Raw genomic sequence first — 26191 nt, 5'->3', positions numbered from 1 at the left:
TATTTTGAAAGAGTCCTTTTCTTTTACACATGATGACAAGCAACAAAATGATCTTCACCCACATTACGAAATTCTGGTACATTCGTTTTACAAATATCTGTAGCAAAGGGGCAACGTGTATGAAAACGGCAACCTGATGGTGGATTTGCAGGACTTGGAATATCCCCTTCTAGAATAATCCGTTCTCGCTTAACCGTTGGATCCGGTATTGGCACTGCTGATAACAATGCTTTTGTATATGGATGAAGCGGATTCGCAAATAACTCATCACGTGGTGCTGTTTCCACAATAGTTCCTAAATACATAATTCCAATTTTCGTACATAAGTGCTCCACAACACTTAAATCATGTGAAATGAATAAATAGGATAATCCCTTTTTCTCCTGTAATTCACTAAACAAATTAATGATTTGCGCTTGAATAGATACATCTAATGCCGCAACAGGCTCATCAGCTACAATAAATTCTGGATCTAATACCATCGCCCTTGCAATAACGATACGTTGACGTTGCCCACCGGAAAACTCATGAGGGTACCGGTCAATATGATACGGCGCTAAACCACATAACTCCAATACTTCTATCACCTTTGCACGGACATTTTCTTTCGTCGCTAGTCCGTGAGCCAACATTGGCTCACCAAGCGCTTCTCCAATTCTCATTCTTGGATTTAATGAGCTAAATGGATCTTGAAAGACGAGCTGCATATTAGGACGATGCTTTCTCAGCTCTTCTTTTGATAAAGCATGAACATCTTGACCTTTAAATTTCACTTCGCCTTCTGTTTTTTGAACGAGACGGAGAATTGTTTTTCCTATCGTCGTTTTCCCACTTCCAGACTCTCCTACAAGGCCAAACACTTCTCCTTTATCAATTGTAAAGCTTACCCCATCTACCGCTTTCACATGTCCAATCGTTCTACTAAATACGCCGCCCTTAATCGGAAAATACGTTTTTAAGTTCTTCACTTCTAATAATGGTTCACTCATTGCCCAGCACGCTCCTCATATAACCAACAAGCTACTTTATGATCCTCGTCATGCACATTAAGATTTGGCGCTTCATTTTTGCATATTTCCATGCAATGTTCACAGCGACCACTAAAGTAGCAAAACTCATCTAAGCCAACTAAATTTGGAACTTGCCCTGGAATAGAATAAAGTTTATCTGTTCGTTTCCCCATTACTGGTTTTGATTTTAGCAACCCTTGCGTATATGGATGTTTCGGATTTTGAAATATCTCTAGTACCGGTGCCTCTTCAATAACTTTTCCACCATACATAACGACAACATAATCGGCCATTTCTGCTACAACACCTAGATCATGTGTAATTAATAAAATCGATGTTTTAAATTCCTCTTTTACTTGCCTTAGTAAATCTAATATTTGCGCTTGAATCGTAACGTCCAGAGCTGTTGTCGGTTCATCTGCAATTAATAACTTTGGATTACAACTAAGTGCAATAGCAATCATAATACGTTGTAACATGCCACCGCTTAATTCGTGCGGATAAGAATGGACAATTTCATCAGCACGAGCAATACCAACTTTACGAATTAATTCAATTGCTTTTTTGTATGCTTCGTTTTTGCTAAGTAGTTCATGCTCTCTTAACGTCTCAACAATTTGCTCTCCAACAGTAAAGACCGGATTAAGTGATGTCATCGGTTCCTGGAAAATCATCGCGATATCATTTCCTCTTAAACTACGAAGTTCTTTCTCTTTCATTCCTAAAAGACTTTTTCCTTCATAAAGAATATCGCCACCAACGATGCCGCCAGATTCAGCAATAAGTCCCATAATAGATAAAGCCGTTACACTTTTCCCGCAACCTGATTCGCCTACTACACAAACTGTTTCACCTTCTCGAACTGAAAAGCTAACATGATTGACGGCCTTTACTGTACCTTCTTCCGTCTGAAAGTGTGTTTGTAAATCCTTTAGCTCTACTACTGCCCTACTCATGCTTTCTCACCTACCGCTTCATCTTTGGGTCTAATGCATCACGAAGTGCATCGCCAAGTAAATTAATTGATACAACTGTTATAAAGATTGCAAAACCAGGTGGTATCCATAACCACGGACGCTTTTGGAAATCGATTAATGAGTTTGCTGCGCTAATCATATTTCCCCACGATGGTGTAGGCGGGACAACACCAAGACCTAGGTAGCTTAGTGCAGATTCACTTAAAATAGATCCTGCCACACCTAATGTCGCTACAACAATTAATATCGGAAAAACGTTTGGAATTAAATGATGGAGAATTTTACGAGAATCTTTTAATCCCAATACGTCCGCTGCCTGCATAAATGCTTGCTCCCGCAGCGTTAAAATCTGCCCTCGCACAAGACGAGCAAGTCCTGGCCATCCTACTAAACTTAAAATAATCATTACGACATATAACCGGTATTCTGATGGTAGTTTCCATTCTGATAAAATTGCCCCCATTATAATAAGCAACGGTAATCCTGGAATGGACATTAACACATCTGCAATACGCATAATTAGATGGTCTACAATGCCACGATAAAAACCAGCAATGGCTCCTAACAAAGCACCGAGTATAACAGATAGTAACATCGATGCTAAACCGATTGTTAATGAAATACGTCCTGCTTGCATAAGCCTAGTTAAAATGTCTCGTCCTAATTGGTCTGTTCCGAGCCAATGTGAAAGGTTAGGTGGTTTATTAATTTGCGTTACTTGTACTGTCCCCGAAGCATATGGTGAAAAGATTGGACCAATGAAACTAAATAAAAACATAAATATTAAAACGTATAAACCAAACAATGCCATCTTATTTTGCTTTATTTTTTTATAGGCTTGACGCCATGGTGATGATTCGTTTCTTTTTTTCGGTTCTTTCTTTTTCTTTATTGTTGTAATAGTCTCCATATCTTCCCCCCTTACTTCAGTCGAATTCGTGGATCAACAAGCCCATATACAATATCTGCAAAAAAGTTCGCCATAATTGTTAAACAAGAAAGAAACATCGTAAATGCCATTAATACTGTATAATCACGAAAGTTCAATGCTTCTAATTGAATACTTCCAATCCCTGGCCAGTTAAAGATTTGTTCAATAATAATTGCGCCAGAAAATAAGCCTGGTAATTCAAACGCAAGTAAAGTAATCGCTGGTAAAATTGCATTTTTCAATGCATGCCTATAAATAACTTTTCTTTCTTTCAACCCTTTTGCACGTGCAGTACGAATATAGTCTTGTCTTACAACATCCAACATACCTGTTCTAAAATATCGTGTTAATGACCCTACACCGAGAAGCGTTAAAATAAATACAGGCAGAATCATATGACGTAGTACTTCCAATATGTATGTGATACCTGTCGAATTACTTCCAATATCAATCATGCCGCCAATTGGTAATAAATTTAAATCAACTGCCAATAATTTAATTAAGAACAATCCTATAAAAAATGATGGGAATGACATTGCAGCAAAAACACCAATTGTTACAAGTCTATCAAACCATGAATGCTGTTTTGTCGCTGAAACAACACCAATTATAAGAGCAATAATCCAAGTGAAAAATAAAGCTGCAACTGCAACAATAAATGTATTCCAAATGAACTTATTAAGTAATGATGTTACTGGTTCTTGATATTGTAATGAGAAACCAAAATCACCGTGCAATGCGTTACCTAGCCAGTGAAAGTATCTTTCAATAATCGGCTTATTTAAACCATACAGTTCCCTTAATTCTTGAGCTCTCTCTGGTGTTAACTTTGGATTTGAATCAATATAATCACCTGGCAAGAGTGCAAATAAGAAAAAGATAATAATGGACGTACCAAACAATGTAGGAATCATTTGTAGAAACCTACGAATGATGTATGTTTTCACCTTTTGTCTCCCCAATCCTATTTACTTAAAAATAGAAGAACATTTTTTCAAAGCAGCGTTTATTCCTTGCTGTATGAAAAAATGTCTTCTATTATTTCAGTTAATCTTTATTTTTCAACTGATAGCACTGGTAAGTTAGAACTAATACCATCATATTTTTCTGGATTGATGCCTTGTATACGTGCATTGTGAGCGTAAAGTAGTTTACGATAGTTTAGTAAAATAACCGGTGGATCATCGCTTAACTCTTTATACAGTTCTTTATAAACTGCTTTACGTTTTTCAATATCTGTCGTCTCTATGCCTTTTACAATTAATTCATCAACTTTCGGATTACTATAACCTGTATCACTTTTTGGGTTAGTTGATAAGTAGTCACTTACCACTTCACTTGGATCACTAATTCCTGGTGTTGAAACCGCTGCTAAATCATAGTCACCTTTTCCCACTTTTGAAAGCATCGTATTAAAGTCCATTAGCTCTGGATTTATTTCAACACCGATTGCTTTGTAGCTTTCTTTTGCAATTGGAATAAAGATATCATTTGTTTTTCCTGTATTTGATGCGTAGTATGTTAATTTTAATTTTTGACCATCTTTTTCACGAACCCCGTCAGAACCTACTTTCCAACCAGCTTCATCCAATAATTTTTTAGCCTTTTCTACGTCGTATGGATATTTATTAATTCCTTCTTCCGTATATGCCCACGAAACTGGAGCAATTGGTACGTTAGCAACAGAACCATATCCTTGTAAAGCTGTATCAACATACTTCTTACGATCTAACCCATAAGTAAGTGCTTGGCGGACTTTCTTATCTTTCAAATATGGCTTCTTATTATTCACATAAATATAAGCGATATCACTAGAAGACTCGAGATTAATATTCGCAAAACCTAATCCTTTTAATTGTTCTATATTTTCAGGATTTGCTCTAAATCCACTATAATCCAGTTCACCTGTTTGGAATAATTGGAATCCAGTATCGCCTGATGTTATTTTGTAAATAAAGTTTTTGATTTTCGGTTTTCCTGCATAATAATGTTCATTGGCAACAAAGCGAACTTCTTGACCTGGAACATATTTCTCAAATTTATATGGTCCCGCAGCAATTGGTTGCCCATATAATGCTTTTAAATAGTCTAAACTTGTATTTTGTTTATAATCTTTTCCATAATAAGCTTTTGATAACACTGACCCACCTAAAGCAGTTAATGCCTGAGAATTAACTTTTTCAGTTACAATTTTAATTGTTTGTGGATTAACAACTTGAATCCCTTCAATAGAAGTTGCTTTTCCTTCTTTATATTCTTTCCCACCTTTAATGGCATACTGAGCAATATCCACCCCACCTTCATATGCTTTATCATGGAGTAGTGTTAATGTGAATGCTACGTCATCCGCTGTTAAAGGGGAACCATCACTAAACTTTAAATCTTTACGTAAATGGAATGTATATGTTAACTGATCAGCAGAAATATCCCATTTTTCTGCAAGGTCTAGAGCAGGTTTACCTTGTTTGTCTGTTGTTACTAATGATGCAAAAATAACAGACGTTACGTTTCCATCCCAACCATTCTCTTGGAAATATGGTAAGAAAACGCCTCCTGGCTTAGAAATAGCCGTGATAAAAGTGTCCTTCCGCTGATTTGCTTTTTCTGGACTTTTCTTCTTATCTGTAGCTGGAATTGTTTCAATCTTAGAGTCTTTTAAATCCTGTTTTTGCACTGGTTCTGTAGAAGCCGTATCCTCCTGTCCCCCACAAGCAGATAACACAAGCGAACTACTCAGTAATACCGAAAATACACCAGCCCATTTTTTTGTCTTTTTCTTCATTGTCCCCACCCTAACTTTTTTTTAATAATTACACCTTATGAACTGCTTGACTAATGTATGCCTCCCACAGCAACATTTATAGCCAATCGGAAAAGTCGGTTTTAATCGTAAAAAAAATAGATGTTTTTGAGGGGTAACAATCTTATTCCGACCTTTCCGGTAGACTTTATGGTTATTAGCTTATATCTTTCAGTATATTTTGTCAATTATTTCTATATAAATATTTTGAGAGTTTTTTCAAAATTATTTATCAATCTTTAATTTAGGCAAACTTAGTAAAAAATTCATTCTATTATCTAATAGCCCAGCATAGAATAATAACAATTAACTACCAAGAAGGGGGCGAAAATATGGACAACCTATTCCAATATGTCCTGCACTATGTATTATTAACAATCATAATAGTCGGGGCGTTATTACTGTTCCCTTTCTTCCCAAAGTTCGTCCTCTTTTTAGCTTTTTTTATTATGCTCGGGATCGCTATTATAATTTCAACGAGGGAAGATACCACACAAAAAGAAAGCAGAGTTCAGCGCGTAAAGCTGTAACTCTGCTTTCTTTTTTTACTTTCAACCATGAGTCTCTATCACGCATACTTATGTCTCGGGAAATAATTAGCCTACACTTCTTTAATTACTATTATTGAAAAAGCTTTTGATAACATTTATTTTTCTCTTTACCAGTTCTTCAATTTCGATATGGAATTTTTGCTGGATGAAAATTGCGTAACATAAATTTATCAAAATTACTGTTTCACGTGAAACACATTTTTTATTTATCCCTTACGTAAAATATTATTATAAAGTTAAACTTTAATCAGTGGGGGTTTTGTTCATCCCCCACCGATTATTAACCCTCACCAATCGGGCGTTTACGGGCAGCAGGGCTCCAACCTAATTTTGAGGTGGGAGTCTTACTGCCCCGCAAATAGCGGGATAAAAAAGAAAGCTAATCCCTTCAGCAAAACTGAAAGGAATTAGCTTTCTACTTTTTACTCCACAATATTCTCTAACTCATTATATAACTCCGCTCGAAAAAACTCTTTTTTCGTTTTTTCTTCATATAATTGTTCAAGCATTTCAACATCAACTACATTTTCCATTTTACATTCGAGTGCATATATATCTTCTTCTATATGCATTAACTCATTTTCAACTGCCTCTAAATCCCTAGACTTCTTCTTTTTTATAGGCATTACTTCTAACGCTTTATTCCCTTGCTGTTGCTGCTTCTGTTTTACTACTTGTTTCTCAATTCTTTCTTCCCACTTTTGACGAGCCCATGCATAGTTCCCTGCAAACTCAAATAATTTGTGCTCATCAATCCAATATGTCTTTTCAAACAATTTATTTAAGAAATAACGATCATGTGAAACAGCTAAAATCGTCCCATTATATTGTTCAAGGGCCTCCTCTAAAACTTCCCTTGATTCAATATCAAGATGATTCGTCGGTTCATCTAAAATAAGAAAGTTAACATCTTGATACATAAGTTGCGCGAGCCTTAACCTCATTTTTTCTCCACCGCTAAGTTGTGTTACTTTCTTAAAAACAGCTGGACCATAAAATAAGAAACGAGCTAATATATGTCTTGCTTCTCCCTCTGTTACAGCCACGCAATCTCTGAAAGCTTCCAATACATTGTTCTTCATATTCTCGTACGCATGTTGCGATAAATAACCGATTTTCACACTACTACCAATCCGAATTTCTCCAGCATCTTGCTGCATTTCTTTTAGTAATAGTTTTAATAACGTAGTCTTTCCTGTACCATTACGTCCAACGATAGCTGCGCGCTCCTGAAAACGAATATGCAAATTTACTTTCTCGAATAAAGATCGTTCATCAAATCCTTTACTCACTTCTTTCATTACAACAACATCTTTCCCGCTTCTCTCTTGCCCTTCAAACTGAAGTCCCATCTGTTTTCTATCCAAAATGGGTCTCTTTAGTTTCTCTATGCGCTCTAATGCACGTTCCATATTTCTGGCTCTCTTATGCAATCCTTCATTCGGCGGATTCGCTTGATTTGCCCATTCACGTAGACGCTTAATTGCTTCTTTCATTTTCTTTATTTTCTTTTGCTGTTCTTGATACGCTTGAAATTCTTGAAGCAGCCTTTCTTCCTTTTCCTCAACAAACTGTGAATAGTTCGTATGATATACGTGAATTTCTCCATCTTCTAAATCAAAAATTTTCGTTACAACTTCATCAAGGAAATAGCGATCATGCGAAATGACCATAACTGTTCCTGTATATTCTTTTAGAAATTGCTCTAACCACTCGACTGCAAATAAGTCCAAATGATTTGTTGGTTCATCTAACAAAAGTAGATCTGGTTTCTGCAATAGCATATACGCAAGGCTTACTTTTGTTTGTTCTCCACCACTTAACTCCATAAATGATCTTGGAAATAGTTCCGTCACCTGTAGACCATTTGCTACCTTCATAATATTCGCTTCTATTTCATAACCACCGAGAAACGCGTACCTTTCTTGAATTACTCCGTATCTCTCCATCAATTTTTGTAAAGCAGATGATTCCTGTTCTTCCGCCATATTTTTTTCTAAAGCATGCATTTCTATCTCCAACTCTTTTTCCTTTTTAAAAGCGGAGCTTAATACATCATATACATTCATTTCATTATTAAATTTTGGAATTTGTGCTACATGACCAATGCGCGTACCTTTCTTCACATGAATAGCCCCTGCATCCAAACCCTCAATTCCTGTTAAAAGCTGAAAGATAGTTGTCTTCCCACTACCGTTACGACCAACTAATCCAATACGTTCTCCATTCTTTATTTCAAGCGATATATTTTCAAATATGATGTTTCCACCAAAAGATTTCTTTACATTATTTACACTACAAATTGTCATTTTCCGTACTCCTTTCAATATAAAAAACCATGGGAAAGAAACATTCCCCATGGTTTTTGTCATAGAAAAAGGAAGCCAAATAGCTCCCTTTTCACACGTTTATCAAAAATGGGTGAAGAGACTTCTATCGTTCAATAGCTACTATGCAATTGTTAAAAAAGGGCATACGTATCCCGTTAACAACTGCATCATGAAAAATCGCACGACAAATATAGATATAATCTAAAAATTTTGCGCGCGTAGCTAAAGAACATTTCATCTCATTCACTCCTTTCGTACGGAATTTAATACTTACTTCTTTATTATACTTCCCCGATTTATGTTTGAATAGTCATTTTTCTGAAAATAATGAAGATAGACTAAACATTTCAATAAGTGACATCAAATCTTACAAAACTGTTATGTTCACGTAATGGAAAGCGATAGTACGAAAAGATGCCTCCCTATACAATAAAGATATAAACAAGAGAGACAAAAACAAGGAGGAAACAATCATGATGAAAGAAATCGTAAAAGCAATCTTTGAGGTATTAGTGAACGGACAAGCAGTTGTAAAAGAACTAAACGAACTATAAAAGGGAGGAAAGAACTATGATGAACATGGTAAAAATGATCTTACATGCTTTAGTTGATGCGAAAGCAGTTAGCCAAGAATTAAACCAACAATAAAAAGGGGTATATGAATATGAAGAAAGCCATTATTGTAATCGCAAGTACAGCAATTGCCTTATACACAATAAAAAATAGAAAAAAGAAACAAAATGAAAATGCTCTATATTATCCATACACACTATTAAAGAAAAAATAAAAGACAAGGTACCCTATTGCAATGAGGATATCTTGTCTTTTATTTTTCCCTATTCCCTTTAAAGGATTTCCTTCTCCTTTTCCCGAATGTATTAAGCGGGATTTTTACATATATTTTAAAGGGGCATATACAAATGGATACACAACAACTATATTTTTTAAACGATATCGGTAAACAAAAACCAGAAAGCATTCGGAACAGAAGCGCTGCATGTCCTTTTTGTGACAGAGAAAATTTAACGGATATTTTAGCAACTGAGGGCTCTATTATTTGGTTAAAAAATAAATTCCCTACATTAAAGGATACCTTTCAAACCGTGCTAATCGAAACAGATAATTGCGAAGACCATATCGCAACATATACAGAAGAACATATGAGAAAACTAATTCGCTTCTCTATTCTCCATTGGTTAAACTTACAGGAAAATGAAGAATTCACTTCTGTGATTTTATACAAAAATCATGGTCCATTTTCAGGCGGAAGTTTGCATCATGCACATATGCAAATTATCGGAATGAAACATGTAGACTATCTTGAAAATATTGAGGAAGCAAATTTCCAAGGGGTAATTGTTCAAAAAAATGAACGCATTGAACTCAACATTTCAGGGCGTCCTATTATCGGCTTTACTGAATTTAATATCATCATTGAAGATATTGCATTTATAGATGAAATGGCCAATTATATTCAGCAAACTGTACGTTACATACTGACAGATTTCCATAAAGGATGTAGTAGTTATAACTTATTCTTCTATCACTTAAACAAGAAAATCATTTGTAAAGTTGTTCCTAGGTTTGTCGTTTCACCGTTGTATGTAGGATATAAAATACCGCAAGTTTCTACAAAACTAGAAGATGTGAAAATACAACTAGCGCAGTATTTCACGAAAGAAAAGGATGAAATTATTCATAAAAAAACAGAGTAGGTATAGAAAACCTACTCTTTGATTACACCTTTATTTCGATAGTATACATCCTCTAATCCGATGTTATACTTCATATTGTTATCCGTCCACTCTGGTCCTAAATTCCCTGGCCATCCAGATGTATTCGCTATATATTTCAGTAATGCAAAATCAGTCAAACCTTTTTGCACCCCGCGCTTATAACCTTTCATTAAATGCGGCATTGCAATTTGCGCATTTGTACGTGGATCTTTCAACTCTTCATCAGTTAAATGATCTGGCGCAAGCCCACCACCGCGGTGTAATTGAAACAATCCGAATGAAGTTCCGTTATCTCCAACACTTCTTGGATTTAACCTACTTTCGTGTTCGGCAATTGTAAGAGGTATCCATTCCGGAAGGTTTACTTTCTTTGCTTCCTCTATAATGATTTGTTTCATCTGTTTTGCTTCTTCTGAATCAACATAGCTTGTCTCATTCATTAGCTTACCCATTCCTTCAGACTTTCCTTGGAAATATAAATACACTCCAAGAACAACTAAAAATCCTACAAAGAATTTCTTCACTACCTCTACCTCTTTCTCCGCTGAAATTTGTCCCCTTTCAGCCTTTCTTTTACAATTACCAACACTCTATCATTCTCTTGCCTTTCAATCATAGCAAATTACTATACATATTATCATCATGCTTTAGACCGATTTTGTGAAAAAACAGTTGGTAAATACGTGCAAAAATGTAACTTACATGGACTATAACTTATTTCTTGTATATAATTGTAAATTGAATTCTACATATAGAATAGGAGCACACAAAATGAAAAAATGCCTAATACTCTTGTTCAGTATTTTACTACTCATACCTGTACACACATCCGCACAAACATCATCAAAACCAAAGGTACTTATTTTATATAGTACAGAAAATAATACAGTTACAAACAATGTACACATCCTTAATACTCAGTTAGGGCACTTTACAAAAGATATAACAGTGAAAAGTTTAAAAGAGATAAATCAAATTACTAACTCATCTTCTTATACACATATCGTTTATATCGGAGAGAAAAAAGAAGATCTTTCTACTGAAGTAAAACAATTTCTGGAAAGCTTCTCAGGTCCAGTATTAGTTTTAGGTCAAAATGTTGAGCAATTATCTAATCGTTTTTCGTTCATTACCTCGGATGAAACTGATATACGAACTCATACTATAGAATATCCGACACACAAATTTAAAAATGAATTACAAGAAGAACGCTTAATGAAGAAAATTGAAGCAAAAGGAACAACTCTTGCTTATGCCTTGAGTGCCGATGGAAACCATCCGTTAATCGTTCACCAAGGAACATCATATTATGTTGCAACTCCAAACCTTTTCGATTGGATGTCTCATTACGTCGGTGAAATGTTATTTTCTTATTTCGGACAAAAACCTGAAACAAATAAAACTTCAGCTTATTTACGTCTTGAAGACGTTCATCCAGCTGTAGATGTAAAGCAATTAAAAGAAATCGCTGAATTACTAAAAGAGAAAAAGCTCCCTTATATGATTACCGTTATCCCTGTTTACAAAGATCCAGACACAGGAAAAACAGTACATTTAAAGGATAACTCTGAATTAATCGATGTTTTACACTTTATGCAAGATAATGGTGGCTCTATCGTTATGCATGGTTACACACATCAGTTTTATGATAGTGAAACTGGCGAAGGTTTTGAATTTTGGGATGTAAAAACAGATCAACCAATTCGCCAACCAAACCATGAAAAATCAAAAACAAAAAAAGATTTTCAGTCTACAGAAGACTATAATAAATACGTAAAAAACGGGAAAGCCTTCGAAGAAAAATATATTAAAGATCATATTGAAAAAGGGATTACAGAGCTTGTAGAAGCTAAATTATATCCAGTTGCCTTTGAAGCTCCGCACTATACAATGTCTCAAAAAGGATATGAAATACTATCACAATATTTTTCAACTTATGTAGGACAAATACAACTAAACGATACAACTTGGAAATCAATGCACTCACCAGCTTATATAAGTACACCGTCATTTTTGCATGGGATGAAATTAATTCCTGAAACTGTTGGCTTTATTGAAGAAGGTAAGCCACAAGCTATAGCAAAAATGAAAGAACGTGCTTTATCTATCACTAAACTATATGATGGAATTATCGGTGCATTTTATCATCCTTACTTGGGCGTTGAACCATTAAAAGAAGTATTAAAAGAACTAGAAAGTATTCCAAACATAGAGTGGATTGATTTACAAAAAGACATAAATGAAGTAAAAATGAAAGATATTCATATTACTACTAATAAAGAAGGCATTCACGTTGAAAAACCAACAAGTGCGAATGACATAATTGATTATATAAAACAATATGGGTTCTTCCTTATAATTGGGTTCATTATAATTGTCTTTCTTTTATTATTAAGACGTGCGAAAAAATTAGAGTCATAAAAAAAACACCAAGCGAGATGCTTGGTGTTTTTTTATGACTCACTAACTTTATAAAATCGCACCGTATTCGCATATATTTGCTCAGTAACTTTCTCTACTGATATTTTTTTTATTATACTAATTTCTTGTAATACATCTTTTATCATATAAGGATGTGTCATCACATCCTTCTGAAATTCCCACGGCCCATCTGTTTCTACCATCATATATTCAAGCGGATAATACGAAACTATTTTTCTAATTTTCTCCTTATGTAAAACATCCGGTGTGATAGAAATATAATAACCGTTCCTCATCATCCGTTTCATTGTCTCTTCACTTCCTTTAAACCAATGAAAGTGTGCACGCGAAACTTTATATTCTTCAAGTAAACCACATACAGTGTCAGTATCTTCATAAACCGCATGCAATATAATTGGTAAATCGTATTTACTAGCTAGTTCCACAAACTTTTTTAACACCGCTATGTATGGATCAATAGCAATATTTTCATCTTCTTTCCTTAAATAATATGGCAAGCCCACTTCACCAATCGCAACGATTTCCTCTACATGATCTTCAATTAATTTATAAATTTGCTCACATTCCTCTTTATGAATCGGCTGCTCCGGATGAAAACCTATTGCTGGATGTACAAAAGGATATCGCTTTGCTAAAGATAAAGTTTCTAGACATGATTGATAATTCATAGATACTGCAATAAGCCCTTGTATCTCTTTACTGTTTTCCACATCTATAAATAATCTACTTTTCTCTTCATTCTCATATTGATCAACATGTATATGACTATCAATCAATTTCATCTTTATGCCCCCATAAAAAAAACAAGAAAGGGTCTTCCTTCTTGTTTTATCATCTATATTAGTTAACAATTAAATTTGTTATTATATCAAATAATCCAATACATACTACGGCAACAGTAAAGTAGCTACAGAAATCTTTAATTGGAAACTTCACTATTTCTTCTTTACGCATCCCAGTTTTCTCCCTTCTTAATATATCCCTAATTATTTTTTATCTATTTGTATCTATTATGCAAAAAATATGACAAATTTACTATCGAATTAACTTACGTAAACCTTACAATGTTGTAAGGTTTGAAAAAGAGCCTCATCTAAATAGAGATGAGGGCTATTAAAAATTAGTTGGTTTTTCATTCTTCATTAACATTACAAACAGAAAGTGATACAGTGAGACTTTCTAGTTACACTATATGAAATTTACTATATTTTAACCATCGAATTACATTACAGAAGGCTTACATGTTTGTAAGCTATGTGTAATGTAATTCGATAGTTTCCCTTACCTATATTTCGTACAATAAAGTTAGAAAGTAAGCCAAATAAGAAGAACACTCACATAACCAAATTACATTGCTAGTAGCCGACTCTTCTTATACCTTTCACTCATGCTACTACAATGTACCCCCTTCCCCTTTATATAATAAGAAAAGCCTTAGTCCATATGGACTAAGGCTTTTCCACGAACCTAAAATACCCCTACCTAGTATTTTTATTTTCGACAAAAAATAGGCGGGGGTATAATTCGCTATCTCATCGTTAAAAGTTTACTCTTCGCATTAATAGGAATATTTACAGCTTCAATTTCTTCAATTGCCTCGCCGTAGCGTCCTTTTGCGTACACCTTTAATGCTTCATCTCTCTTTAACATATGCTTAACAGTCTTCTTTATTTTTTGTTCTCTTCCACGTTCATCAAATGCAATAAATTCATATTCATACCATTCATCACCGACATGCTGACCAATCGCATCCACAATTGTATAGTATTCTTTCGTCGTATAAAGCGGATTATATTTATCAATAACTGGTCCAAGTTTCGTAGGTAGTAATACTACTACTATCACTACCATAGCTATTACAGTAGTAATTATTTTTTTCTTCATAATACTGATCTTCCTCCTCTGCAGGATACTTATACATCCATTCTAAAGAGCAGGAATTTAATCTACCATTCAATCCCATTACATTACCCTTACATTTTTGTAAGAATAAAGTGAAACTTTAATCAGTGGGGGTTTTGTTCATCCCCCCACTGATTATCGGCCCTCACCAATCGGGCGTTTACGGGATAAAAAAAAGATGAACGAATTTTCTCGTTCACCTTTTAGCTTGCTTTAAAGCCACCGCCAAGTACATCACGCACATCGTGAATGACAACAAAGGCATCTTCATCAACTCTACTAATAGCTTGCTTTAACTTAACAAGCTCTTGTTTATTAATAACGATATATAAAACTTCTTTATTTTTACCAGTATATCCGCCGCGTCCTTCTAATACAGTGACACCGCGTGTCATGTTTTTTGTAATAGTTTCACGTATTAAATCCGGTTGATTTGAAATGATTGTAACAGCTGTTTTTGTATCCATACCTTCCACGATGAAATCAATTACTTTCGCTCCGACAAATACAGCTACAAGTGTATACATTGCCTTTTCTTGTCCTATTATAAATACAGAACCCGCAATTACAACGATATCAATAATAAGTACGCCTTTACCAACGCTCCAACCTAAATATTGATTTGCTAGTCGAGCTAAAATTGCCGATCCTCCTGATGTACCTCCAGCTTTGAACATACAGCCTAATCCGATACCTACAAATACACCAGCAAATAAAGCTGCTAGTAACGTATCACTATTTACTTGATATTCGATATGTTCTGTAACATATAAAAACAAAGAGGTTTCCACAATACCTATAATTGTGTAAACCATCGTTTTCTTATCAAAAAATTTATAACCTACAGCTAATAAAATTGCATTCAAACCAAAATTCACAATTCCTGGTGACCAATCAAATAAATAGTACGTAACAACCGTTAAACCAATAATTCCACCCTCTGATAAACGGTTTGGAATTGCAAAGTAATTAATACCAATTGCGAATAATAATGAACCAATTGTAATTAGTGTTATTTCCTTTATACGTTGATTAACCATAGTTCATACCTCCCCCCATTTGACATTGTATCACTATCTCCTAGAGGTTTAGAAGTTGTTTTTATTCCGCATTTCCCCTCACAAAGACCAAGATATTATGTTTAAACAAAGGGGTGATTAATTATTCATATTCGCTCTAACTGTACGGACAAAGCGCTCCACATTCCCACTCTGAATATACTTAGCTCTAATGGTTTCACGATTACAAGTACATTCGAAATATGGACGGAAATCTATGTCATCTATATGCAAATATGAATACTCTTCAAATATCGCAGGATAGCACGAAAATTTCCCGTAAAACAGAAGACGTCTAGTAGTGGCAACAAAAATCCCATGTTGATAACATAAAGTAAAGTCATCCTTTTCAAATATCCCTACGACAAACGCTAAAATCTTTTCGTCATCCTCTACATATTTTTTCATACTTAATAAAAGTTCATTCATGCATATTCCTCCAAATTCTATTCATTGTTTTAATACTTGAAAAGAATCCATGGATTATTACAGACCGGTGTAACTCTTTTATAAAGTATGAAACGCGTTTCCTGTCAAAGACATTTCAAAAAATAATCCGTTATGTGATTATACACATAACGGATAAATACTAAACCGTCGAGCGTTCCACAAGTTTATACGGAATTTCCATCTTTTCTTGTTTAGAACTCTCATCACTTACTTGCCTATAAAACATTTCAAAAGCCGTCTTACCTATTCCCTTTAAATTTTGGTCAATGGTTGTCAGTTGTAAAACTTGAGAAATCGGTTGATTATCAAAACCAATAATCGCTAAATCCTCAGGAACTTCAATACCTAATTTTTCAACTTCTGTCATGATCCCAATAGCAACTTCATCTCCTGCCACTATTAATGCTTCAGGAGGATTCTCCATCTCCTTGAATTGATGTGCAACTCTTACACCATCTTCTAACGTAAAGCACTCTGTGAAAATTCGATCTTCCATCACTTCTTCATCTATTAATTGTAGCTGTTGTTTATAAGCATCAAAACGTTTCTTACTACTTGGCCCTAACTTTCTTCCCGTACAATATCCAATCTTCTTATAACCTTTTTCAATAAGGTAACTCATCCCTAATTGAAAGGCATTAAAATGATCTGTATATACACTCGATATGCTTTCAATATCATTATCCTCACAAGCAATAACCGCCCCATACGCTGCATAAGGCTCTATAGTTTCCCACTCATTGGCACGAGAACAAATGATAAGACCGTCTAGTTGCTTTGTTTTCAACATATGTAAACTTTTCATTTCTTCTTTTTTATTGTAGTTCGTTTGACAAAGAAGCACTCTGTAATTATGAGCTAACGCAACTTCCATCATTCCACCCACCATCGCATCAAAAGACGGATGATTAATATAAGGTAAAATCACGCCAACAATATTCGTCTTCCCTTTTGATAAATGAACAGCATTTGCATTTTGCGAGTAATTCAATTTCTCAACTATTTCTAAAACAACTTTCCTTTTTTCTTCACTTACATATGGATGATCATTTAATACCCTCGAAACAGTCGTAACTGAAACCCCAGCCATCTTTGCAATATCTTTAATATTAGCCATACACTCACCTCTACTTTTAACTTAATGAATCACATGAACATATGTCAAATCTTCTCATCATGACACTTTCATTCGTTTTTCTTACAAAAGTGTAATTTTCCTGTAAGCTAATTCGATAGTGACTCTCCGCAACATTTCATATAATTAAGTCAGAAACAGGGCAACAACCATTTGAAAAGGAGCGGATCTATATGATGAACAAAATGAAAACGAACAATTTCTTAAATATAATGAGCTTGATATTTTCCGCTCTTATCGATGCAAAAGCTGTTGCTTCTACATTAAACAAGTAAGGAGAATGCATTATGAACAACATCACTTTTAATAAATTAGATTTTTTAGGGCTAGCTAGCGGCACGGTTCTTCTTACTACTTTCATTTACGCTGCTACACTATAACTTCGTGTCCCCTTTCCCCTTTATATAAATAATAATAGAAAAGACGACCGTCTATGCACGATCGTCTTTTCTTATTTTTGATTTGGCTGCAAAACTTCCTTTAGTTCTTCAAACTTTTCATTTAATTCATCTGTCATCATTTTCATAGCCGTTTTTCGGTCTATTTGTTCTTCAGCATCGATTTGAATTGGGTCTCCAAAAACTAATCGCGCTTTTTTTCCTTTTATCAATTCTTTTATACTTGATGGACCAACATAAGCTGCCGGTATTAACGGAACGTTAGAACGCATTGCAATCGTAACAGCCCCAGCTTTTAGTGAAACGTCTTCTGATGACCTCGTCCCACTCGGGAAAATCCCTACTACTTTTCCTTCTTTTAATAAACGTGATGGAATTTTTAATGTGCTTGGCCCTGGATTCGCACGGTCTACAGGGAATGCATTTACATTTTTAAAAAACCAATTTTTAAATTTCCCTTCAAACAATTCTTTTTTTGCCATGTAATGAATTTGGGTTGGGTACATTCCTGCCGCTAACATTAAAACATCCATAAAACTTGTATGTGTACACGCAACAACGTAAGGGCCATCTTCCGGTAATTTCTCTCTCCCTTGTACTTCTACCTTCCCAGCCATTTTAAATATATATTTCAACGAAAATGTAATTGGTTTATACATTTGTTTCGTTCCTTTCTGAATATCCGAAGTATAATTATTTTCTTACAACGATTATAACACTAAGTTTTAGGAGTTGGTAATAAAAATAAGTATTTATTGTTAAATTTCAATTCTTACAAAAGTGTAATTTTCTTGTAAGCTAATTCGATAGTGACTCTCTCCACTATCTTATACAATTAAGTCAGAAAGTAACAACAACCATTTGAAAAGGAGCGGATCTATATGATGAACAAAATGAAAACGAACAATTTCTTAAATACAATATGCATGGTATTCTCCGCTCTTATCGATGCAAAAGCTGTTGCTTCTATATTAAACACGTAAGGAGAATTTATAATGAATAACATGACTTTTAATAAATTAGATTTTTTAGGACTAGCTAGCGGCTCGATTCTTCTTACTGCTTTCATTTACGCTGCTACGCTTATATAACTTTGTGTCCCCTTTCCCCTTTATATAAATAATAATAGAAAAGACGACCGTCTATGCCCGGTCGTCTTTTTAATTTTTTCTTTCCTTCAAGTCTTTTAAAAGCTGTATCAGTTCAGCTTGTTGTTTTATATTTTTACGACCGTTTCGATTAATTGCTGCAAGCTCGCAGGCAACTCCAGCAGCAAAGAAAAACAATAAACTTTCTAACATATAAAATCCTCCAGTTGCCTATTAAACAGCTTGACGCAATTGCTTTTCTTGCAAAATTTGTTTATTTATATTTTCTTCTTTTCTCTGACAAACATTATTACGAATAAGCGCTGCAATAACAAATAATGTTCCTAATACATCAAATGTCGTTATTTTATATCCTTGTATCATCATAATAACTAAAGTAGTAATTGGCACAAAGTTAATAAATAAAATACCATTAATTGATGATAAGATTTTCACACCGTAGTTCCAAGCAAGTAGCGCTACAATACCTGGTAATGTCATCATAAATAATAAATCATATTTCACAATAGAAATCGTTTCCATACTTGGAACAGATACATATCCAAGTGACGTAATGATTATAGTTATAATTCCTGTAACTGCTGTCCCAAATATACAAGTTAATGTTGAATAACGTAATGTTGACCAATCGCTACACGTTTGACCACCCATCGTATAAATAACCCATCCTACAACACCAACAAATATAAATACTAGTGAAAACATATTATCTTTCAATGTTAAAAAGAAACTCATATCACCTTTCGTAATAACAAATACAGCCCCTACAAACGCAATAATCATGCTCGTTATCATATATTTCTTCGGCTTTATATTTTTATATCCCCATAAAATACAAATTGAAATCATTGGCATAAGCGCCTCCATAATAGAAGCTACCATTACACCTGATTTTCCCATTAACATTTGTCCTAGAAAAATTAATACATTATATACGGTAAAAGCCATTGTTCCAAAAAAGACGAGTAACTTCCCTCTTCCTTCTAAGCGAAATGCCTTCTTTCCTTCTTTCATTAGCAATAATACAATCAATACAATTGCTACCGCACCATAACGAATAAACGAAAAATAAAATGGATCTATGTATTCTAGAGCATGATCAGCAACCGGAAACATCGCTCCCCATGACATACTTGCAATTAAACATGCCAAAGCACCTATTATCATTTGACCTTTTCTCACCACAATCCCCCGCTTCTTTCTATTTGCACAAAGAGAATTGTAAAAGAAAAAATATATCACGTAAAATGATTCAAAATGATGTTAACTATCATTTATAATGATAGTTAACATCAAGGAGGAGCATAAAATGGAATTACGAGACTTACAAATCTTCCAGAGCGTTGCCGACCGCGGTAGTGTAAGCGGCGCAGCAAAGGAATTAAATTACGTACAATCAAATGTAACCGCACGTATTAAACAATTAGAAAACGAGCTGAAAACACCTCTCTTTTACCGTCATAAGCGAGGCATGACTTTAACAGCTGAAGGAAGAAAAATGCTCGTTTACGTTCATAAAATTTTGCAAGATGTTGAAGAGCTAAAACAAGTGTTTTTAGATAGTGAAACACCATCTGGTATATTAAAAATCGGTACAGTCGAAACAGTCAGTACATTGCCTACCATTTTGTCTTCTTACTACAAAAGCTATCCAAATGTCGATTTATCATTACAAGCCGGTCTAACGGAAGAGCTTATTAGAGAAGTACTCGATCACCAATTAGATGGCGCCTTTATATCAGGTCCTATTAAACATCCACTAATTGAACAATACGATGTTAGTACTGAGAAATTAATGCTTGTTACACAAAATAAAGCTTTTCATATAGAAGAATTTACTACGACGCCCCTACTCGTTTTTAATCAAGGATGTGGATACCGTTCCAAGCTTGAAAGATGGCTTAAAGATGAAGGTTTGCTACCAAAAAGAATTATGGAATTTAACATATTAGAAACTATATTAAATAGCGTAGCGCTCGGTCTTGGGATTACACTCGTCCCCCAGTCTGCGGTGCAGCACCTTTCTACAGCAGGTAAAGTCCACTGCCATCCAATTCCGGAGAAATACGGCAGTATTTCAACTGTTTTCATACGCCGTAAAGATAGTTACATGACCAATTCGATGCGCAGCTTTTTAAAAACAATTAAAGAGCACCATCATATCAATATGCTTTAAAAGACATTCTTACATGAATGTCTTTTTTTCTTACAAAAGTGTAATCCTCCCGTAAGCTAATTCGATAGTTGCAGGCGGCCATATTTCATATAATTAAGACAGAAAGCAGGGCAACAACAATTCGAAAAGGAGCGGATACGCATGATGAACAAAATGAAATCAAACAAATTTTTCAATACAATGGGCATGGTGCTATCCGCACTTGTCGATGCAAAAGCAGTTGCAACTACATTAAACAAATAAGGAGAGATTATAATGAACAACATTACTTTCAACAAATCAGACTTTGTCCCGCATTAACGGGCAGTAAGACTCCCACTTCAAAATTCAGCGAAATCAAAGAAGTTAGGTTTGGGATCAACTGCCCGTAAAAGCCCGATTGGTGAGGGCTAATAATCAGCGAGGGATACCCCGCCCTCACTGATTAAAGTTTCACTTTATCGGACTTGCAAGTGGAGCTACTCTTCTTACTGCATTCATTTATGCACTTGCTCAAAGTCTTATTTAACACTTTGTTTCCCCCAACCCCTTTATATATAGAAAAGGCTGCTCGTCTTATAGACAAGCAGCCTTTTAGTTTGTTTCATATATAATTTGGCCTGTTTTCGTAATATCGTATCCGCCAATCGCTTTTAACTCATTATGAAATTCTTCCGATTGCAGAATGTCTTTCATAACCTCAATAAGTTCCTCATTTTCTTTATTCTTCAGAAGTACTAAATCATACTGTTCTTTCATTATTGGAATAAAGTCCACGTTCACAATTTGGGAAAACTTTTCTGATCCTACCCCAACATCAGCTTTTCCATTCGCGACTTGCGAGGCAACGCCAAGGTGATTCGATTCTTCCCATTCATACCCGTTAATATCTTCTTTACTTAATTTTTGAATTCGCAATTGCTCATCCACTAACACCCTAATACCAGAACCTTTTTCTCGATTTACAAATCGTATAGATGACTGAGCTAAATCAGCCCATGTTTTTATATTTTGTGGGTTCCCTTTTTGCACATAAAACCCAACATTTCTTGCTAATAAATTCATCATAATATATGGTTGTCCAACTAAAATACGTTTTACGTAAGGAACATTATATGTACCCGTTTCACCATCAAATAAGTGTAAACTAACGACGCTTCCTTCTCCCTGGTACATCTTCACTAAACTCGTTAAACTACCTTGATACGCTCTCAATATATTAGAATTTGGCAATCGATTTTCTATATGCTTTGCCAACATATCTAACGTTAGTTCTTGACCACTAATGATGCGTGTATTCGAACTACTAATTTCGTCCTTCTTTACAGGAGTAAATTGTACCTTCCCTGTTTTCATTTGCTTTATATATTGTTCTAAATCAGCTGCATCAATGCGCATTTGTCTACCAACCCTATAAGAAGGAAGTTCTCCTTTTTTAATTAGGTCGTATACAGTTAATTTTGATACTTTTAATTGCTTTGCTACTTCTTCCGTTGTGTAGGAATGATGATCCATAGACGATTCCTCACTTTCTTCCTTCATTGTAACAAAGAAAAGAATATTTCTCCTAGTTTTAAAAAACAACTATATCGTTCAAATTATATTCAATTATAACTAGTTATAATTAGTTATATTTAGTTATAATTAATTTAGTAAACGAAGGGAGATTTTTTATGAACAAATTTACTTTACTATCCATTGGGGTACTTATACTTTCTTTTCTTCTTATATTCAGTGTAGCTTGTTCAAGTGAAGAAAAGTCAGCTGCTAAAGAGGGAAAATCAGTGGAGCTGACTATATCAGCGGCTGCAAGTTTACAAGATTCACTAAAAGAAATTGAAAAACAATATAAAGAGAAAGAACCAAACATTAAACTTTCTTTTAACTTCGGTGCTTCTGGTGCACTTCAACAACAAATCGAACAAGGTGCGCCTGCTGATTTATTCTTCTCTGCAGCAGAAGATAAATTCCAAACTCTTGTTAAAAAGGGATTCATTAATGAAAAAGAAGGGAAAAACCTTCTTGGAAATGAACTAGTTCTAGTCGTTCCAAAAGATAGTTCTCTTACAAAATTTCAAGATTTAAAGGATGCGAAAATCAAGAAAATCGCACTTGGTACACCCGAATCTGTACCTGCAGGAAAATATGCAAAAGCTTCTCTCACATATGAAAATCTTTGGAATGACGTTCAAAATAAAATCGTATTTACAAAAGATGTTCGCCAAGTGTTAACATATGTAGAAACAGGTAATGTTGATGCCGGTATTGTATATAAAACAGACGCTCTCGTTTCAGACAAGGTAAAAATTGTAGAAGCGGTAGCAGCTAATTCTCATGAGCCAATCCACTATCCTTTAGGTGTTATAAAGGAATCTAAGCATAAGAAAGAGGCGACTTTATTCTATGAGTATTTACAATCAAAAGATGCACAATCTATCTTTAAGAAATATGGATTTACAATCCTGCCATAATCGCTATGAACTTTGATGCAATTTTGTCACCTGTCTTTCTATCCTTGCGAGTAGCTGCGTGCGCCACAATAATCGTTACGATCTTAGGAACGATTATTGGACGAGCATTAGCGCGCTCCTCGTGGCGATATAAAGTACTACTAGAAACTATTTTCTTATTACCAATGGTGCTTCCACCAACTGTTATCGGCTTTTTTCTAATTATCATTTTTGGAAATAACAGTCCCATTGGAAAGTGGATTGAATCATTATTTCAGCAGTCCATTATGTTTACATCTACTGCTGCTATCATTGCTTCTACAGTCGTTGCATTTCCGCTCATGTACCAATCAGCAAAAACAGGATTTTCTATCGCAAATGTACAAATTGAAGATGGCGCGCGCGATCTTGGTGCAAGTGAATATCAAGTTTTTCTACATGTTACACTCCCGCTTGCATTCCCCGCACTACTTAGCGGTATGATTTTAAGCTTTGTTCGCGCACTCGGTGAATTTGGTGCAACTTTAATGTTTGCAGGAAATATACCTGGCAAAACTCAGACGATTCCAACGGCGATTTATATGGCTATTGATGCGAGTAATATGCAACTAGCTTGGACGCTTGTAATCATAACGATTAGTATGTCCCTTCTATTCTTACTATGCATTCAACTCATTAATAGAAGAATTACTACTTCTTAAAGCAACTTTCGACAAAAGTTGCTTTTTATTTCCCGGAAAATAAAATGATTTGATTAATAACTGAATTTTTTCTCTTATTTAAATATACATTTTATTTGAATTCACTTTCTAAAATAGGTAATTTCCTGTTATTATATGAAAGTGTTTCAAAAAATGAAGAAATGAAAACGCATTTATATCGTAAATTCTTCATCCTGTTTTAGCGATCGGTAATCTTCTACTCTATTAGTGGGGCATTACCGATCGTTAGAACGCTATGTAATTATATTGGTATAGAAAACCGAAGGGAGTCTTGTAATGGACATTTTATTAGCGCTTCTTCCTGCAATCGCATGGGGAAACATCTTATTAGTAAGCGTAAAAATGGGCGGTGGTGCATATAGCCAAACGGTAGGTATGACAATCGGTGCTCTATTCTTCGCAACAACTATGTATGTATTTACTCAACCAACTTTAACAATGACAGTCTTGATTGTTGGCTTTATTTCAGGTTTATTCTGGGCTTTAGGACAAGTAAACCAATTAAAAACAGTTGAAAAACTAGGTGTTTCAACTACTGTAACTATTTCTACTGGTATGCAACTTGTTGCAACTTCTATCTTTGGAGTTATCGCTTTTCGTGAGTGGACTACTACTACAACGATTGTTCTGGGAACGATTGCAATCCTATTAATCGTAGTTGGTGTAGTATTCACATCACTAGATGATAAAGAAAATGCACAGCCACCAGGACAATTGAAAAAGGGACTTCTTACTTTAATTGTTTCTACTTTCGGCTATCTTGTATATGTAATTATTATTCGTTGGTATAATATCGATGGTTGGTCTGCTATTTTACCACAGGCAGTTGGTATGTTCGTTGGTGCGGTTGTACTGACGTCTAAACATAAACCATTTAACAAATATGCAATTCGTAATGCTGTATCTGGTTTACTTTGGGGAACAGGAAACTTATTCTTACTTCTTTCATTACCACGTGTCGGAGTAGCGACAAGCTTCCCATTATCTCAAACTGGAATCGTTATCTCAACATTCGGTGCGATTGTCTTCTTAGGTGAAAAGAAAACAAAACGTCAATTGATCTTTATTGCCCTAGGTAGTGTTTTAATTATCGGCGGCGCTGTATTGCTTGGTATGACAAAAGCATAAATTCACACTATATTTAAACCCCCTGAAACGTATATGCTTCAGGGGGTTTTTTGATTACAATTATTTTCTAAATATAATTATTTACACGTTCTCGCTCTTTATGGTTTTTCTTCCATTCTAGCAAGCCATCGATACATAAACATAGATTAATAATAGCTAATACTAACATGACGTATAAGCCCGTTGAAATATAAATCACAATGCTAACTATGTTATACAAAATCCATAAATGCCAATTTTCTAAGATTTTTCGGCTCAGCATAAATTGAGCTACTAATCCTAATACAGCGTTTAAAGCATCTAAATATGGACTTGTCGATTCTAAATAACGGACTTGATAATATCCCCAACCAATCCAAGCAACTAAAATAAAAAGTATATAAATAATCCATCCTTTCAAATCTAAGCGAACTGTCGGTTTTACCTTCTCCTCCCCACTACGCGCAATCCAGTAATACCAACCGTACACATTAAATATAAATTGGAAGGCTGCTAATACTGCCATTGCGTATAAGCCTTGTGTAGTGAAAATATACAGAAATACCGCAACTGTAATCATCCCAAATAAAAAGTTTGATACCTTTTCCCTTGCAAGTAACCAAACATTAATAACCCCCATAACCGATGCGAAAATTTCAATATAACTTGATCGGATATAGAATCCAACTAATATGCAAACAATACTAGAAATGAGTAAAAAAAGTGGACTTCTAACCATATTTATCTCTCCCCAGATATGTAATAAACTCCCTATCAACAGTATAAGAAATAACTCTTATACTTACTATAAATTTTCTCCTGTAAAACTCCCCACTCATCTATTCCACTTACGATAAGCCGTTTCTTTTTACAAAATTCTCTTAAAAATGGTATCGTTTTTTATAACATATTCTCATCAGAAAGGAAT

The 26191-nt window shown here is 34.8% G+C and carries 28 protein-coding genes and 1 pseudogene; 11 read left to right on the top strand and 18 right to left on the bottom strand.

Annotation, left to right across the window (positions count from 1 at the left end; all coding sequences use genetic code 11):
* Positions 1-23 precede the first annotated feature (23 nt).
* The 5 genes from B5P40_RS27705 to B5P40_RS27685 all read right to left on the bottom strand — a co-directional run bounded on the left by B5P40_RS27705 (position 24) and on the right by B5P40_RS27685 (position 5700).
* Positions 24-989, bottom strand: coding sequence for an ABC transporter ATP-binding protein (locus B5P40_RS27705; RefSeq protein WP_078176780.1), 966 nt, complete (start codon positions 987-989; stop codon positions 24-26).
* Complete coding sequence (locus B5P40_RS27700) at positions 986-1966, bottom strand: ABC transporter ATP-binding protein (protein WP_002091396.1); 981 nt, start codon at positions 1964-1966, stop codon at positions 986-988. The genes B5P40_RS27705 and B5P40_RS27700 overlap by 4 nt, the downstream gene beginning before the upstream one ends.
* A gap of 10 nt (positions 1967-1976) precedes the next feature.
* Positions 1977-2897, bottom strand: coding sequence for an oligopeptide ABC transporter permease (opp4C, locus tag B5P40_RS27695; RefSeq protein ID WP_078176781.1), 921 nt, complete (start codon positions 2895-2897; stop codon positions 1977-1979).
* A gap of 11 nt (positions 2898-2908) precedes the next feature.
* Complete coding sequence (locus tag B5P40_RS27690; protein WP_113710260.1) at positions 2909-3865, bottom strand: ABC transporter permease; 957 nt, start codon at positions 3863-3865, stop codon at positions 2909-2911.
* 107 nt (positions 3866-3972) lie between these two features.
* Entirely contained in the window at positions 3973-5700 is a 1728-nt protein-coding gene (locus tag B5P40_RS27685) for an ABC transporter substrate-binding protein (RefSeq protein WP_113710259.1), read from the bottom strand.
* 350 nt (positions 5701-6050) lie between these two features.
* Between B5P40_RS27685 and B5P40_RS27680 the strand changes: the two genes are divergently transcribed.
* Complete coding sequence (locus tag B5P40_RS27680) at positions 6051-6248, top strand: hypothetical protein (RefSeq protein WP_002115459.1); 198 nt, start codon at positions 6051-6053, stop codon at positions 6246-6248.
* Positions 6249-6691: 443 nt separating this feature from the next.
* Here the strand turns inward: B5P40_RS27680 and abc-f are convergent, their stop codons facing one another.
* Together abc-f and B5P40_RS34135 are read right to left on the bottom strand one after the other, a co-directional pair.
* Positions 6692-8578: a ribosomal protection-like ABC-F family protein gene (gene abc-f / locus B5P40_RS27675; protein WP_113710258.1), complete on the bottom strand. Its 1887-nt coding sequence runs from the start codon at positions 8576-8578 to the stop codon at positions 6692-6694.
* A gap of 124 nt (positions 8579-8702) precedes the next feature.
* Complete coding sequence (locus tag B5P40_RS34135; RefSeq protein WP_000650295.1) at positions 8703-8837, bottom strand: RAxF-45 family protein; 135 nt, start codon at positions 8835-8837, stop codon at positions 8703-8705.
* A gap of 420 nt (positions 8838-9257) precedes the next feature.
* On the opposite strand from B5P40_RS34135, the gene B5P40_RS27670 reads away from it, so the two are divergent.
* The gene (locus B5P40_RS27670) at positions 9258-9386 is read left to right on the top strand and encodes a hypothetical protein (RefSeq protein ID WP_002029408.1); all 129 of its coding nucleotides are present in this window, start codon (positions 9258-9260) and stop codon (positions 9384-9386) included.
* Between the two features lie 133 nt (positions 9387-9519).
* Positions 9520-10314 (top strand): DUF4931 domain-containing protein, encoded by a 795-nt coding sequence (locus tag B5P40_RS27665; RefSeq protein WP_113710257.1) that lies wholly within the window; start codon positions 9520-9522, stop codon positions 10312-10314.
* Positions 10315-10325: 11 nt separating this feature from the next.
* On the opposite strand, the gene B5P40_RS27660 is transcribed toward B5P40_RS27665, so the two are convergent.
* On the bottom strand, positions 10326-10859 hold the full coding sequence (locus B5P40_RS27660; protein WP_000713256.1) for a transglycosylase SLT domain-containing protein: 534 nt from the start codon (positions 10857-10859) through the stop codon (positions 10326-10328).
* A gap of 247 nt (positions 10860-11106) precedes the next feature.
* Between B5P40_RS27660 and B5P40_RS27655 the strand changes: the two genes are divergently transcribed.
* Positions 11107-12756 carry a DUF2334 domain-containing protein gene (locus B5P40_RS27655; protein WP_113710256.1) on the top strand — a complete coding sequence of 550 codons (1650 nt, stop codon included), beginning with the start codon at positions 11107-11109 and terminating at the stop codon, positions 12754-12756.
* A gap of 32 nt (positions 12757-12788) precedes the next feature.
* Here B5P40_RS27655 and B5P40_RS27650 read toward each other — a convergent pair whose 3' ends face one another.
* The 5 genes from B5P40_RS27650 to B5P40_RS27630 form a co-directional block, all read right to left on the bottom strand.
* The gene (locus B5P40_RS27650; RefSeq protein ID WP_113710255.1) at positions 12789-13559 is read right to left on the bottom strand and encodes a TatD family hydrolase; all 771 of its coding nucleotides are present in this window, start codon (positions 13557-13559) and stop codon (positions 12789-12791) included.
* Between the two features lie 745 nt (positions 13560-14304).
* Positions 14305-14661 carry a YxeA family protein gene (locus tag B5P40_RS27645; protein WP_002029403.1) on the bottom strand — a complete coding sequence of 119 codons (357 nt, stop codon included), beginning with the start codon at positions 14659-14661 and terminating at the stop codon, positions 14305-14307.
* 221 nt (positions 14662-14882) lie between these two features.
* A complete protein-coding gene (locus B5P40_RS27640) occupies positions 14883-15719 on the bottom strand; it encodes a YitT family protein (protein ID WP_113710254.1) in 837 nt (278 codons plus the stop codon).
* Between the two features lie 117 nt (positions 15720-15836).
* Positions 15837-16166: a PH domain-containing protein gene (locus B5P40_RS27635; protein WP_002091410.1), complete on the bottom strand. Its 330-nt coding sequence runs from the start codon at positions 16164-16166 to the stop codon at positions 15837-15839.
* 160 nt (positions 16167-16326) lie between these two features.
* Positions 16327-17304: a LacI family DNA-binding transcriptional regulator gene (locus tag B5P40_RS27630; protein WP_002009913.1), complete on the bottom strand. Its 978-nt coding sequence runs from the start codon at positions 17302-17304 to the stop codon at positions 16327-16329.
* Positions 17305-17609: 305 nt separating this feature from the next.
* Between B5P40_RS27630 and B5P40_RS27625 the strand changes: the two genes are divergently transcribed.
* A complete protein-coding gene (locus tag B5P40_RS27625; protein WP_113710253.1) occupies positions 17610-17702 on the top strand; it encodes a DUF3948 family protein in 93 nt (30 codons plus the stop codon).
* Positions 17703-17773: 71 nt separating this feature from the next.
* On the opposite strand, the gene B5P40_RS27620 is transcribed toward B5P40_RS27625, so the two are convergent.
* Complete coding sequence (locus B5P40_RS27620; RefSeq protein WP_113710252.1) at positions 17774-18379, bottom strand: lysophospholipid acyltransferase family protein; 606 nt, start codon at positions 18377-18379, stop codon at positions 17774-17776.
* Between the two features lie 336 nt (positions 18380-18715).
* Between B5P40_RS27620 and B5P40_RS27615 the strand changes: the two genes are divergently transcribed.
* Positions 18716-18811: a DUF3948 family protein gene (locus B5P40_RS27615; protein WP_002124767.1), complete on the top strand. Its 96-nt coding sequence runs from the start codon at positions 18716-18718 to the stop codon at positions 18809-18811.
* 69 nt (positions 18812-18880) lie between these two features.
* Here the strand turns inward: B5P40_RS27615 and B5P40_RS27610 are convergent, their stop codons facing one another.
* Entirely contained in the window at positions 18881-19021 is a 141-nt protein-coding gene (locus tag B5P40_RS27610) for a YrzO family protein (RefSeq protein WP_002063481.1), read from the bottom strand.
* Between the two features lie 21 nt (positions 19022-19042).
* Positions 19043-20011, bottom strand: coding sequence for a DMT family transporter (locus tag B5P40_RS27605; protein ID WP_002140144.1), 969 nt, complete (start codon positions 20009-20011; stop codon positions 19043-19045).
* Positions 20012-20138: 127 nt separating this feature from the next.
* Between B5P40_RS27605 and B5P40_RS27600 the strand changes: the two genes are divergently transcribed.
* Positions 20139-21005: a LysR family transcriptional regulator gene (locus tag B5P40_RS27600; RefSeq protein WP_002063480.1), complete on the top strand. Its 867-nt coding sequence runs from the start codon at positions 20139-20141 to the stop codon at positions 21003-21005.
* Between the two features lie 427 nt (positions 21006-21432).
* A pseudogene (locus B5P40_RS27595) lies at positions 21433-21513 on the top strand (DUF3948 family protein); the annotation flags it as partial.
* 65 nt (positions 21514-21578) lie between these two features.
* Here B5P40_RS27595 and B5P40_RS27590 read toward each other — a convergent pair.
* A complete protein-coding gene (locus B5P40_RS27590; protein ID WP_113710251.1) occupies positions 21579-22526 on the bottom strand; it encodes a substrate-binding domain-containing protein in 948 nt (315 codons plus the stop codon).
* 131 nt (positions 22527-22657) lie between these two features.
* Between B5P40_RS27590 and modA the strand changes: the two genes are divergently transcribed.
* The 3 genes from modA to B5P40_RS27575 all read left to right on the top strand — a co-directional run bounded on the left by modA (position 22658) and on the right by B5P40_RS27575 (position 25284).
* Positions 22658-23455, top strand: a complete 798-nt coding sequence (modA, locus tag B5P40_RS27585; RefSeq protein WP_113710250.1) for a molybdate ABC transporter substrate-binding protein — start codon at positions 22658-22660, stop codon at positions 23453-23455.
* A gap of 5 nt (positions 23456-23460) precedes the next feature.
* Positions 23461-24135, top strand: a complete 675-nt coding sequence (gene modB / locus B5P40_RS27580; protein ID WP_113710249.1) for a molybdate ABC transporter permease subunit — start codon at positions 23461-23463, stop codon at positions 24133-24135.
* Between the two features lie 297 nt (positions 24136-24432).
* Complete coding sequence (locus tag B5P40_RS27575) at positions 24433-25284, top strand: GRP family sugar transporter (protein ID WP_002009926.1); 852 nt, start codon at positions 24433-24435, stop codon at positions 25282-25284.
* Between the two features lie 67 nt (positions 25285-25351).
* Here B5P40_RS27575 and pnuC read toward each other — a convergent pair whose 3' ends face one another.
* Positions 25352-26002 (bottom strand): nicotinamide riboside transporter PnuC, encoded by a 651-nt coding sequence (pnuC, locus tag B5P40_RS27570; protein WP_113710248.1) that lies wholly within the window; start codon positions 26000-26002, stop codon positions 25352-25354.
* Positions 26003-26191 lie beyond the last annotated feature (189 nt).

The organism is Bacillus sp. SRB_8 (genome assembly GCF_003264205.1).
In the GTDB taxonomy this organism is placed as follows: domain Bacteria; phylum Bacillota; class Bacilli; order Bacillales; family Bacillaceae_G; genus Bacillus_A; species Bacillus_A mycoides.
Note: the sequence above shows the minus strand (reverse complement) of the source record. Positions and strands in the feature narration are given on the sequence as shown.